Genomic DNA, 13373 nt, shown 5'->3' with positions numbered 1-13373 from the left:
TAGTGATTCCATAATGATAAAGCATTTGCTTCTCACTGACGATAATGCAAATATCAGAAGGCTCGTTCGATATGCCATGACAAAGGAAGGCTATCAGGTGCATGAGGCCCAAGACGGCATAGATGCGGTCAAATTGCTGGAACAAGCTCCTATAGATCTGGCGATTATTGATATTATGATGCCTGGATTGGATGGTTTCGACCTATGCGATTATATTAGGACGAACTATGATATTCCGATCATCATGCTTACTGCATTGGATCAACTATCGGATAAAAAACAGGGCTATTTGCGAGGAACAGACGATTATGTAACGAAACCGTTTGATTCGGAAGAATTGGTTTTTAGAGTTAAGGCGCTGTTTCGCCGCTATCATCGAACTTTCGGTGACATCATTCGGATGAATCGCATCGTGATCGATCGGAAAAATGTCGAAGTATCGGATGGTCAAACCGTTTTCATTATGCCTATGAAAGAATTCGAGCTGCTTTCACAGCTTGCGCAGTATCCGGGACGGCTTTTCTCACGCGACGAACTGATTCGCCTTGTCTGGGGAGCGGACTATGAAGGCGATGACAATACCGTAAGTGTTCATATTAAAAGGCTGCGCCAGCGTTTTGCTGATTATACGGAGGATTTCACGATCCAGACGGTGCGAGGTATCGGTTATAAGATTGAGGTGAAAGCGCGGTGAGATCGTTGTACTTACGAGTCTTCTTAACTACGTTGGCTGTTATCGTTTCCAGCAGCATACTGGGATTTCTTTTATCGAATACTTACTATCATGTAAAACTGAAGCCTTACAATGACGAGAAGTTGGTAAGCATTGTAAAGCAAATGAAACAATATGTTGAGAAAACACCTGAAAGTATTGATTTATATTTGCAAAATGCGGCATCACTTGGTTATGAAATTTATGTGACGGATGGCCAAGGCGATGATCGATCCTATGGACGTGAATTCCGGGTGCGGGATTTGGACGAGAAAGCAATAGATTTGGTATTGGCAGGGAAAGTGTATCACGGTGTCGCCCAGTTCCCAAACAAATGGTTTATCTCAGGCTTCTTCGATAATCGGTTAAGCAACACAGTTGGAATACTTGTTCAGTTCAGCAATAAAAATTATGCCTTATTTATGCGCCCCGACGTGATTCTACAGTTTGGCGAATTGCGTATTTTCTTCGCATTGATCGGCCTTCTCACTGTCGCAATAAGCATCTTACTGTTTTTAATCAGTACCAGATATTTGGTTAAGCCGCTTACACGCCTGTCTGATGCGACAAAACAAATTGCCCAAGGTAACTATAATCTTACATTATCGACCAAAAGACGAGATGAAATCGGGCAATTGGCCGGACATTTCATGATTATGAGCCGTGAATTGGAGAGAGTCGATCAATCACGTCAACAATTTGTGGCGAATGTATCGCATGAAATTCAATCACCTCTCACTTCAATTCAAGGATTCGCTAAAGTATTGGCCGAGTGTGATCTGCCCCAAGAAGATCGTGAGCACTATTCAACCATTATCGAAGAAGAAAGCCGCCATCTCTCATTGCTGAGCAAACAACTTCTATTGCTTTCATCACTGGAACAAGGGCAATCGGCTTTATCAAAAATGGCTTTTCCGCTGCGGAGTCAAATTCGTCAAGCGGTTCAAATGCTGCAATGGCAACTGGACGAGAAGGAACTGTTGCTAAAAATGTCCGTACCCGATTCAATTAAGATTTATGGGGACGAGGTATTGCTGATGCAAATATGGATGAACTTACTTAGCAACGCGGTGAATCATATCCCCCATGGAAGAACTATCGATATACGAGCAGAGCAAATAGGTTCTGAATGTTTGATTTATATTCGGGATACAGGGAACGGAATTCCCCCAGAACATTTACCATTTATTTTTGATCGGTTCTACCGTGTGGACGCTGCCCGAAAGTCTTCTTCCGGACGATCAGGACTTGGGCTGGCGATTGTAAAAAAAATTGTCCAGATCCACGGAGGTCGCATTGAAGTGACCAGCTCGACTGAAGGGACACTCTTTACTGTGGCATTGCCTCATTTGTAACATGCTGTTCATTTACTGTTCATTTTCACTTCCTATACTTTGGTCATAACAAAGGAGGGAAACATAAATGTTTTTAGCTATTCGTGAAATGAGATTTGCTAGGGCTCGGTATTTGCTAATTGCTACGATTATGGTACTCGTAGCATTTCTTGTCTTGTTCGTTACTGGCTTGGCCCAAGGGCTTGCGTATGATAACGCGGCTTCTGTTAAGAATATGCCTGCAACTCATTTTATCATGGAGCAGGACTCCAATCACCGTTTTACCCGGTCTCATATCGATCAAAATCTGCTTCAAGAAGCCGCCCAAATCGCAGGCGCAGATAATGCGGAGCCGCTTGGTGTGAGAATGGCGACAGTCATTCCGACAGGAGGCACGGAAAAGGTTGACGTTACTTTGCTTGCCATTAACCCGGGAGGTTGGTTAGCGTCAAAAGTAACGGATGGATCACCCCTTTCGGAGGAGGTAAAAGGGCGTGTTCTCGTTGACCAGACCATGGTTGATTATGGTGTGAAGATTGGGACAACAATTGAAGATCAGGCTTCGGGAACGAAATGGATTGTGGACGGATTTGTCAAAAACGAGTCTTTCAGCCATACACCGGCTGTTTTCTTAAACAAGCAGGATTGGGTTGAGCTACAAGCGCAGGCAACGACTCGTCAAGGAGCCGATCCGGCAAGCAGCATAGTATTCAATGCCATTGCTATCAAAGCTGTGCCGGAAAAAGTTACGGAGCTTCAGGATGCGTTGCCTAATTCAGAAGTCATTACCAAATCCGAGGCTGTTTCGGCAATCCCCGGATATAAAGAAGAGCAGGGCTCACTAATGATGATGATTGCATTCTTGTTTGTTATCTCTGCTTTTGTATTAGCCGTATTTTTTTATGTCATCACGATTCAGAAAACCAGTCAATTCGGGATATTGAAAGCCATTGGCACACGTACAGCTTATTTAGCCGGGAGTGTGGCATTGCAGGTGTTTGTTTTATCTGTTGGCAGTTTGTCTATTAGTGTCGTGTTGATTCAGCTTTTTAAGTCCATTTTGCCAAGCTCCATGCCTTTTCAATTAGAATATTCCACATTGCTGTTTACTTGTTTGATTTTTATAGCAATGTCTTTAGTCGGGTCACTATTTTCGGTATGGAAAGTCACTAAAATTGATGCTTTGGATGCAATTGGGAGGACTATGGCATGAGAAACAGACTTGAATTGAAGGAAATTACACATTCTTTTGAAGATGGCGGCACAGAAAGAATCGTTCTGGATAAGTTAGACCTTGAGGTGGCTGAATGCGAACTTGTCGCGGTTATGGGCCCGTCAGGTTCGGGTAAAAGTACATTTTTGTCCATAGCTGGGGCACTGCTTGAACCAACGAGTGGAGATGTTCTGCTTGACGGTGAGTCCATCTTTGGAAAAACTAAGCAGGGTCTTTCAGAACTGCGACTTCGCAAAATTGGCTTTATATTTCAGAGCGCCAATTTAGTTCCCTATTTGAAAGTAAAAGAACAGTTGTTGCTGGTAGCCAAACTATCTGGAATGAAGAAAGCGCAGGCGGTTGAGCGGGCCAAAGAGTTGCTCGATAGGGTAGGGTTGTCTCATCGACTAAATGCATACCCCGAGAAACTTTCAGGGGGTGAGCGGCAGCGGGTCGCTATCGCAAGAGCCCTAATGAACGACCCTGCTGTCCTTTTCGCAGATGAACCAACGGCCAGTTTAGATGCGTCACGTGGGCTGGATATAGTAAGTATGATTGCGAAGCAAGTAAAACTTCAAAGAAAGAGCGCGGTTATTGTAACACATGATGAACGAGTGCTGCCGCTTTGTGATCGCGTTCTTTTCCTTGAGGGGGGAAAGTTGATCCAAAAATAAAAAAGCCTCAGCTTTTGATCATCTCGGAACTCTACCATCAGCAATGCGAAATGATGGAGGCAAAAAGGTGGCTTTAACTAGCTGCTTGTAGATATGCAAGGATAGATGTTTTACATTTAGTTGTGATTAACAACAATAAGAGCTAAATCCTTTATTATCAAGGGTTTAGCTCTTTTGATGAAGCTGAATACAATTTGACTTTGGAATTGAGGTGTAATTCACCTTTATTTTGGGTTTTCATTACTCATCCAACTGTCGATAAATAGTCGTTGAACATAATCTTCTCGGGCGCTCAACTAATGGGTAGAATAATGTCGAGTCTCCGTAATTACTGGATGCATTAATCAAAACAAAGTCGGGAAGTTGGTTATGAGAAAAGTTGAAGTAACGCCATACAACAAGCAATGGGCTTGGATGTATGAGGAAGCAGCAACCAAACTGCGGCTTAACTTCGGCGAATAATTGGTCCCATTCGCCACATGGCAGTACGTCTGTCTCGGGATTAGAAGCAAAGCCAGTCATCGATATCATGCCTGTCGTTAATGACTTCAAATTGGTCGATCAACACAATCAATTCATGAAAGAAATCGGATATGAACCAAAGGGTGAGAACAGTCGAACTCATCATGTTCATATTTTTCAAGTTGGAAGCACTGAGATTGAACGACATCTTGCATTTTGGGATTATTTAAGAGAGCACCCAGAAGCGGTTCAAGAAATGTCTAAACAATACCTTCGCGTTCTCAAAGAATGTGTCATCGAGACAGGAAAAAACAGTTTGCGGCACTTAGAAGGACATATTGATGCAGGTTCGAAAGCATCGCATAAAGAATTAGTTACATTCGTAGACCGCCAAAATGAGCAAATGGTAGTACAACGAATAAAGGAAGACTTTCCTCATCACACAATTATGGGTGAAGAAAGTTATATAGGAAGAAGCAGGTGGTAAAATTACTTGTTTAAACGGAGAGCCGATTAATACATATCTGTTAGGTAGTAGTATTCTTGCGGCCGGTAAGGACCTTCATCAGGAAATATTAAATATTTCCAAGACAATTTTGTATACATAACGTTTAGTATATTTACCGATTGCACGAGCCATCCAATGGAAACCAGCGGATGGTTTTTTTATGCAGAAAAAGACCCGTAAGCCACATAATTAACAATTTTTTATAACAGATTTTACATTCCGAAAACCATCTCTACTTGGTACCAAGTTACAGTGAATGCGAGGAAAGGAGGGAGGATATGAGACATCAGGAACACATTCAGGATCATCTGAAAATCGCCGAATATATCATCCAACAAATCAAGAATAATGAAATTCTTCCTGGACAAAAGGTGCCCTCGCAGCATCAACTTGTCGAACGTTTTCGAGTCGATCGGAACGTGGTCAGACGTGCCCTCACTCGATTGGAAAATCTCGGCTGGGTTGTTCCCGTTCAAGGAAAAGGTTGTTACGCGAATAAGAGGCCTCCAGTAGTGACAAGCGTACTTACCCGATTTGAAGATACCCGGTTTCTGAACGGAGACCAGCCTGTTACGCATTTGGTAGAGTGGTGTTTGGACGAGCCTACCACGGCCGAACGGGAGAACTTGAAGCTGACGATGCAAGATAAGGTATACCGTGTGGAAACATTGCGATTTTCAGGAACAGCGCCATTAAATCTAGCTACGGCAAGCTATCCGGAAAAAAATTTTCCAGAGATCGAAACCTATTTATCTGATTCCCCATCTTTTTCTAATTTACTTTTCGATCTGCATAAAACAAATCTATCGCGCAAATTTACGATCATTGAAGCGCGTATGCCGACGGAGCGGGAAGCGGAGTTGCTTGAGATTTCACAAGAGATACCGATCGTACAAAGCATATCCGTTCGAGGTCATCCGGATGGAACGCCGGCGACGATGGTGATTGGGCGTGCCCGCGGAGACCGTTGTCAATATGTAATCGATTTTGAAAACACGGAAAATTAGCGAATACGATTCAACGAGGAGGCATGCAATGGAACATATCGCGGAATTAACTTCCAAGCCGACCGGAGCAAAAAGGGCTGCCAGGCGGCTGCGATGGGGGAAGATGACGGCCTATTGGTTTCTGTTACCAGCGCTTGTCCTATATTTGGTGTTCTTCGTGGCCCCTTTCTTTTATTCGCTTTATCTCAGTTTTCATCGTTGGAATATGATCAGCCCGACCAAAACGTTTGTCGGTATGTCCAATTATGTGAGTTTACTGAAAAGCGAAGTGTTTTGGAAAGCGATTTGGAACACCGTCTTGTATGTCCTGTATACGGTGCCGCTTTCCATCTTGATTGGTTTCCTGCTGGCGCTGCTGATTGAAAATATATGGCGCGGCAAGCAGATGTATCGACTGGTGTTTTATCTTCCCGTGGTCAGCTCCATATCCATTATCAGTATTGTGTGGGACCTGATGTATAACCCCGATATCGGCATGGTCAATCGATTGCTGTCCTTTGTCGGACTAAAGGGAGGGAACTGGCTTAACGATCCGAAGTTGGCACTCGGGGCTTTGGCGGTCATCGGGATATGGAAGCATTTTGGCTACAACATGATTCTCTATATTTCGGGCAGAAAGGCGATCGATCGGTCGTTATATGAAGCCGCGTCGATCGATGGTGCCAGCCGCTTGCAGCAAATGGTGTACGTGACGATTCCGCTGTTGTCTCCCGTTACGTTCTTTATCGTCGTGATGAACATTCTGTCCTCGTTCCAGGTATTTGCGACGATTCAGATCACGACACACGGCGGGCCGAACAATGCGACGAATGTCATCGTGTACCAGATTTATCAGGAAGCGTTCCAGTTTTTCGACATCGGAGCCGCCGCGGCTTCCTCCACGATGTTCCTGATTGCTGTCGGTGCGTTGACCGTCCTGCAATTAAAAATCGGACAAAAAGTGGTCCATTATCAATAGCTTGCTGAGCGAGGAGGGAACTGTTTGACTTGGCAGAGGCGGTACCTTGAAGAGATTGTGAAACACGGCATTTTACTGGCGCTTGCCGTTCTAACGTTACTGCCCCTTATATGGATGATCATGACTTCATTCAAAACGGAAGGCGAGGTTTTCTCCGGCCCTCTAATGTGGCCCGATACTTTTCGTCTCGACGGCTACGTCCGCGTATTCCGTGATATGCCGTTCTTCCAATGGCTGTATAACAGCGTCGTTCTGTCTTCGTTGCAGGTGGCTGGCCAGCTGGTCATCAGTATATTGGCAGCCTATGCATTTGCTCATTTTCGGTTTCGTGGTAGAGAGGTGTTGTTCTTCTTCGTGCTCTTGACGATGATGATGCCGAACCAGGTCACGATGGTGCCGACCTATATTATTGTGAATGAATTGAACTGGCTGAACACGTTCGCAGGCGTCATCGTTCCGCATATGGCCAGCGGCTATGCGATCTTTTTGCTCAGACAAGCCTTTCTGACAGTTCCACGCGAATTGGGCGAGGCCTCCATTATCGACGGTTGTTCGGCTGCAGGCACATTGTGGCATGTATATCTGCGCTTGATCGGTCCTGTACTGGGCGCCTTGACCATCATCTTGTTCATCGGGACTTGGAACGACTTTCAATGGCCGTTGTTAATTTTGACGGAAAAATCGCTGCAGCCGCTGCCGCTGGCACTTGTGCAGTTCCGTCAGGAATCGTCGTTGGAATACGTTCCGACGATGGCTGCTGCCACGCTATCCATGCTGCCTGTACTGGTTCTCTTCATGCTGGCGCAGAAGAGTTTTGTCGAAGGCTTCGCCAATAGCGGACTCAAAGGTTGAATGGGAGGGAAAGGCATGACAATTACAACCCGATTGGCACATTTTTTCGCTCCTTTGTCGTACGAGGATTTGCCGAAGGAGGTGATTGCCAAAACAAAAGAGCAGGTGCTCGATACGCTGGGAGTAGCGATCGGCGCAGCTTCCGAACCGAACGTACAAGGCAGCATCGAAGCGCTCAAGCGCTACGATAGTTCCACAGATTGCGTCATCTGGGGAACTGACCGCCGGGCATCCGCCATGACGGCATCCTTGATCAATGGCATGATGGCGATGTCGCTTGGGCTGGATGACGTTCATCTGTCGGCGAAAATGCATGTAGGTGCCGTGATGCTGCCGGTCGCTCTGGCATTGGGAGAGATGCACCGTATTTCGGGCAAGCAACTGATCGCCGCTCTGGCGGCCGGTTATGAGACCGGCATCCGTATCGGCAAAGGTATTGGAGCTTCTTCTCATCGGCTGAAAGGGTGGCACGCGACCTCCACTGTAGGCGTATTCGGCGCTGCACTCTGCGCGGCGAAAATCATCGGCCTGGATGCCGAGCGCACCGTACACGCGCTTGGGATTGCCGGATCGCAGTCGGGCGGGTCATGGGCGTTCCAGCAAGATGGTGCCACCAGCATCAAGTTTCATCCCGGCCGGGCTGCGGAAGGTGGCATCAAAGCCGCGTTGCTTGCTCTAGGCGGCATGACGGGTGCGCGCGCCGTGTTGGAGGCGGACGATGGCGGTTTATACAAGATGACGTCCGATGAATTCAATGCGGATACGGTGGTTGACCAGCTCGGACAACGATATGATCTGATGGATGTTGTCCGCAAGCCGTATCCTTGCTGCCGCAGTATGCATATGTCGCTCGACGGCATCCTGGACTTGCGCCGGGAATATCGCCTCCGTCCGGAGGAGATTGTGAAGATCGACGTGTCTACGTATGAAATTGGCGTAAAACAGTGCGGGATGGTTCAGCAGCCCGGCAATGTATCCGAGGCGGGTCTTTCGATTCCGTACGGCATTGCCGTTGCCCTGTACGACGGCGAGGTCGGCATTCCGCAGTTTACCGAAGAACGGATTCGCGATCGCCGTGTCTTGGAACTGGCCGCTAAGGTGCAAGTTTCTGCTTCCGAGACATACACGCGGGCGTATCCGGCAAACTGGGGAAGTGAGTTGAACCTCCATCTGCAGGACGGTCGGATACTGAATCGGGTCGTATGGAACGGGAAAGGCAGTCGGGACGATCCATGGACAACGGATGAGCTTGCCGTGAGATTCAGGCGTTTTGCGGACGACAAATACTCTTCCGCTCGCGTCGACGACATGCTGGACTCCATTCTTCATCTGGAAAAGATGAAGGACATTTCACCGTTCGTCAACCAGTTGATGCCCGGATGCACACAATAATTGATTTCACATAAGTAGGGGGATAGAGGCGATGAAACGGTGGAGTATCGTTTGGATGGTTGCGATCATCCTGGTAGTTACTGCTTGCAGCAAGCAACCGAATGCTGAAACGCAGGAGCAATCCAATCAAGGTCCGGTAGAAATCGAATTTGCTCATATTTTCAAAAGCGATGTCATTGAGAAATTGACGGAGGAGTACAATCGGTCGCAAAGCAAGGTGCACGTCAAATCGGTTTACTTGGCCGCTAATTGGGATGAAATGATTGAGAAGCTGCAAACCCGGGCCGTGTCCAGGCAGCTTCCAGACGTAACCGTGAACGGATTTCCGTACACGCAATTTGCGATCGACAACTTTGGAATCGCACCGCTCGAAGGTCTTCAGGAGGGAGGCACTAACGATCTATCGGACTTTTTCCCAAGCACGCTGGACATGGCGAAGGGGAGCGATGGCAAGCTGTACGGACTTCCCTTCGCGGTGAGCTCACCCATTATGTTCATCAACAAAGATTTATTCCGGGAGGCAGGGCTCGATCCTGACCATCCGCCCCAGACCTGGAGCGAAATCCGGGAGGCAGCGAAAAAACTGACGCATGGCGATCAATATGGTGTCTATTTCGACTACAATGCAACGGGGAATTGGTTATTCCAAGGTTTGCTCGCCTCCGCCGGCGGACAGTTGATGAAAGACGCCGCCAGCGTCGGATTCAACTCAGGGGAAGGACGGAAGACACTGCAGTATTTGTACGATTTGCAAAATGTGGACAAGACGATGCCGAATTTGAGCAAGCAGCAGGCAGATCAAAGCTTTTTATCCGGCAACATCGCCATGTCTGTCGTCTCCGCCGTCAATCTGGTCACGTACAAGCAACAGGCAAAGTTCGATTTGGGCACGGCCGCTTTCCCTACAACGGACGGCAAGCCGCGCAAAGTTCCGGGCGGCGGCGGAAATATCATGATTCTTGCCCAAGACCCGGGCAAACAAAAAGCAGCATTGGATTTCATGAAGTACATGACCTCCCCTGAGGCGACCACCAAAATTTCACAATCGATCGGGTATGTGGTCACGCGCAAAAGCGCCTTGGAACAAGATCAATTGATGGGTGGTTATCTGAAAAAGGAACCTGTCTTCCAAGCGCCGTACGAGCAAATGGGGGATATGATTCCATGGCAGGGCTTCCCCGGCGAGAATGGTCCGAAAATCGTGACGATCCTGAAAGATCATATTTCAGCTGCTCTACTGAATCAAAAGTCGGTGGATGCGGCGCTCCAAGAGGCGGAGAAGCAAGCGAACGCCTTATTAAAATAAAAAAGGGAGGATTACAGAAATGACGAAGACAACATGGCTCGACAAGCCTATAGCCGAACCGACACCAATGGGGAGTTACCCCTCACAGGATGTAACCTATTTGCTAAAAGATTTATCTGATTATGCGATTACGGAGCTGGATCAGGAAGAACGAGTCGAAGATGAGCATTTTGTAAAGTCGTTCTATGTTGAAAACCGTCCCTCGGCGGAATATATGGATATGTTTCACACTGCGCTTCAAGAGTCGGCGGATCGGGTTGCGCTGGCGGCAGGGATTCTATCGGAATTGATCATTCAGCAACGGGGACAGCAGACGATGCTTGCTTCTTTACGTCGATCCGGTACACCGATTGGAGTTCTCGTCAAGCGTTATTTGAGGACGATTCATCAAGTCGAGTTGCCTCATTACAGCTTTTCGATCTTTAAAACGCATGGTCTGGATTGGAATGCCCTCACCTATATGATCCAGCAGCACCCCGGCTACGATATTCAATTTATCGATGGCTGGTCTGGCAAAGGGTTGACCTCCGAGCTTCTGCATCAATTCATCGCTGAGTTCAATAAAACGTGCGGCACTAGCCTGTCAAGCGATCTGGCCGTCCTCGCCGATCCAGCTCATAGCGCTCCCCTATACGGAACAAGGGATGATTTTTTATTGCCGTGTTCCTTGTTGAACGCGTTGGTTACCGGCTTAATCAGTAAAAGTGTAATCAATGAATTCGTAGGACCAACGGATTTCCACGGCGCAAAATATTACAGCGAATGGTCCGATCAAGACGTATCCAATGTGTTCGTCGATACGGTGGCTTCCAAATTTTCCATAATAGCTGATGAAGCCAAGAAGCAGGCTGACAGGCTGACAAAAAATCCGGATCTATTGATGGCCACCTTTCAGGGGCGCCAGGTTGTGCAAAAAATTCAACAGGACTTTAACATTCCTGACAGTAAGCTGGTAGCGCCAGGTATCGCCGAGACGACAAAAGGCATATTGAAACGCAATCCATGGAAGATTCTTGTGGATCGAATGGATAATCCGAATTTGAAACACATTCTGCAGCTCGCACACGAGCGAAATATCGATGTGGAAACGACGTCAACTCAATCCTTTTCATGCTTTGCGCTTTTTAAACGTCAATAAGGGAGATGCGCAATGAAAAACAGACGGATCATTCTTATGGTTATCGTTTCAATTTTAAGTATAGTCGTCGGTTGCAGCAACTTATCTCCCGAAGCAGGCGACGTTGTGGAAATCCAGTTTGCCCATGGCTTTTCAGGAGATGTTATTGATCAACTCGTCGACGAATATAACAAATCGCAGGATAAGGTTCGGGTACAAGCTACTTTCATCCCCGGCAATCATGAAGGGGTTGTTCAAAAGCTGCAGACGTTGACTGTCGCGAAGCAATTGCCGGATGTGATTGGAATGGGCTATGGATATCATCAGTTCGCGCTGGATAATTTTCCAGTCGTTCCGCTGCAATCGTTCATTGAGCAGGAAAACTATAATTTGAACGATTTTTTCCCTAATCTTTTGGATCTAGGGAGAGGACCGGATGGGCAAGTGTATAGTCTTCCTATGCAAGTCACTGAACCGATCATGTATATCAATAACAATCTGTTGCGAGCATCTAACTTGGATCCGAAAAATCCGCCGAAGACATGGGATGAGCTTCGTGAAGCCGCAAAAAAAATGACCCATGACGATCAATACGGCGTGTATTTCGAATATGCCGCATCGGGAAACTGGATGTTCCAAACGATGCTGGGTACAGCGCATGGAAACATGATGAAGGATTCGAAGCAAGTCGGATTCAATTCCGTAGAGGGGCGTAAAGCTTTGCAGTATTGGGTCGATTTGGTGAATACCGACAAATCGATGCCGCTTTTGACAACAACGCAAGCGGAACAAAGCTTTTTGGCCGGAAAAGTAGGCATATACATCGCCTCGTCATCAAGAATAGCCAAATACAGCGCTCAAAAGTCGATTGAGCTAAGCACTGCTGTTTTCCCCTCCTTAGACGGTAATTATCGTCAAGTGCCTATCGGCGGAGCCGGCGTGATGATGCTGGCCAAAGATAACAAAAAACAGCAAGCAGCTTGGGATTTTATCAAATTTCTTGCTTCTCCTGAAAGCATGACAATTTATGCCAAGGGAACGGGCAGTATGGTGAGTCGAGAAAGCGCGCTGGAAAAACCGGAATGGATGCAAACGTTCCTCATGGACAATCCATTGTCGAAAACACCGTACGAGCAAGTAAAGGATGCAGTGCCGTGGAACAGCTTTCCTGGAACGGATCCTGTTAAATTGAACACCGTGCTGCAAGATAATATTACCGCGGCCATAAACCAACAGAAAACAGTAGAAGATGCTCTTAGGGATGCGGAGGCGCAGGCGAATGAACTGCTGAAGTAACGTACGGTGGAGTCAGGGAAGGAGGTGCACCATTGCAAATCGCATATCGGGAAGCAACGATTGCGGATAGTCCGGAAATTGCTCGACTTGCTGGTCAATTGGGTTACCCGGCGGACGTTGGAACCATTTCTTCCAGACTATCAAAGCTATTGACGGCAAACGATCATATTGTTTATGTATCCGACATGAACGACCGGCTTGCGGGCTGGATTCACGCTCATGAACGATTTTACATCTCTGTTCCGGCCTGTATCGAAATTGCGGGACTTGTTGTGGATCAAGATCAGCGAGGGAACCGCATCGGCACAACCTTAATGCAGTATTGTGAAGACTGGGCGAATGCTCGCGGTTTTCGGGAGATTCGATTGCGGTCGGGAGGAATGCGGGCCGAAGCGCACAGCTTTTATCTCCACATCGGCTACGAAAATATAAAGATGCAGCAAGCTTTCAGAAAGCAATTGCAGGGCAATGAGCCGCATGAAGCTTTGACGATCGATTAGGTGAAGTTGTGTAGGTTGACTATAGCGTGAAAGGGAGTAACA

General features: G+C 47.1%; 13 protein-coding genes. All 13 read left to right on the top strand.

Annotation, left to right across the window (positions count from 1 at the left end; translation table 11 throughout):
- Positions 1 to 10 precede the first annotated feature (10 nt).
- The 13 genes from HPL003_RS21000 (at position 11) to HPL003_RS20940 (ending at position 13331) form a co-directional block, all read left to right on the top strand.
- Entirely contained in the window at positions 11 to 694 is a 684-nt protein-coding gene (locus HPL003_RS21000; RefSeq protein WP_238533535.1) for a response regulator transcription factor, read from the top strand.
- A gap of 32 nt (positions 695 to 726) precedes the next feature.
- Positions 727 to 2067 carry a sensor histidine kinase gene (locus HPL003_RS20995; protein WP_014281770.1) on the top strand — a complete coding sequence of 447 codons (1341 nt, stop codon included), beginning with the start codon at positions 727 to 729 and terminating at the stop codon, positions 2065 to 2067.
- Between the two features lie 67 nt (positions 2068 to 2134).
- Positions 2135 to 3259, top strand: a complete 1125-nt coding sequence (locus HPL003_RS20990; RefSeq protein ID WP_014281769.1) for an ABC transporter permease — start codon at positions 2135 to 2137, stop codon at positions 3257 to 3259.
- A complete protein-coding gene (locus HPL003_RS20985) occupies positions 3256 to 3933 on the top strand; it encodes an ABC transporter ATP-binding protein (protein WP_014281768.1) in 678 nt (225 codons plus the stop codon). The genes HPL003_RS20990 and HPL003_RS20985 overlap by 4 nt, the downstream gene beginning before the upstream one ends.
- Before the next feature lie 418 nt (positions 3934 to 4351).
- A complete protein-coding gene (locus HPL003_RS27090; protein WP_014281767.1) occupies positions 4352 to 4882 on the top strand; it encodes an inositol monophosphatase family protein in 531 nt (176 codons plus the stop codon).
- 299 nt (positions 4883 to 5181) lie between these two features.
- On the top strand, positions 5182 to 5910 hold the full coding sequence (locus HPL003_RS20975) for a GntR family transcriptional regulator (RefSeq protein WP_014281766.1): 729 nt from the start codon (positions 5182 to 5184) through the stop codon (positions 5908 to 5910).
- A 28-nt stretch (positions 5911 to 5938) separates the two neighbouring features.
- Complete coding sequence (locus tag HPL003_RS20970) at positions 5939 to 6868, top strand: carbohydrate ABC transporter permease (protein ID WP_014281765.1); 930 nt, start codon at positions 5939 to 5941, stop codon at positions 6866 to 6868.
- Positions 6869 to 6892: 24 nt separating this feature from the next.
- The gene (locus HPL003_RS20965; RefSeq protein WP_014281764.1) at positions 6893 to 7720 is read left to right on the top strand and encodes a carbohydrate ABC transporter permease; all 828 of its coding nucleotides are present in this window, start codon (positions 6893 to 6895) and stop codon (positions 7718 to 7720) included.
- Between the two features lie 15 nt (positions 7721 to 7735).
- Complete coding sequence (locus HPL003_RS20960) at positions 7736 to 9112, top strand: MmgE/PrpD family protein (RefSeq protein WP_014281763.1); 1377 nt, start codon at positions 7736 to 7738, stop codon at positions 9110 to 9112.
- A gap of 31 nt (positions 9113 to 9143) precedes the next feature.
- A complete protein-coding gene (locus HPL003_RS20955) occupies positions 9144 to 10418 on the top strand; it encodes an ABC transporter substrate-binding protein (RefSeq protein WP_014281762.1) in 1275 nt (424 codons plus the stop codon).
- 19 nt (positions 10419 to 10437) lie between these two features.
- On the top strand, positions 10438 to 11556 hold the full coding sequence (locus HPL003_RS20950) for a cysteine protease StiP domain-containing protein (RefSeq protein ID WP_014281761.1): 1119 nt from the start codon (positions 10438 to 10440) through the stop codon (positions 11554 to 11556).
- A gap of 12 nt (positions 11557 to 11568) precedes the next feature.
- Positions 11569 to 12831: an ABC transporter substrate-binding protein gene (locus HPL003_RS20945; protein ID WP_014281760.1), complete on the top strand. Its 1263-nt coding sequence runs from the start codon at positions 11569 to 11571 to the stop codon at positions 12829 to 12831.
- A gap of 32 nt (positions 12832 to 12863) precedes the next feature.
- A complete protein-coding gene (locus tag HPL003_RS20940; RefSeq protein WP_014281759.1) occupies positions 12864 to 13331 on the top strand; it encodes a GNAT family N-acetyltransferase in 468 nt (155 codons plus the stop codon).
- The last annotated feature ends 42 nt before the right edge of the window (positions 13332 to 13373 follow it).

This window comes from Paenibacillus terrae HPL-003, from assembly GCF_000235585.1.
Taxonomy (GTDB): Bacteria; Bacillota; Bacilli; order Paenibacillales; family Paenibacillaceae; genus Paenibacillus; species Paenibacillus terrae_B.
The sequence above is the reverse complement of the archived record's forward strand: the minus strand, read 5'-3'. Positions and strand labels throughout refer to the sequence as shown.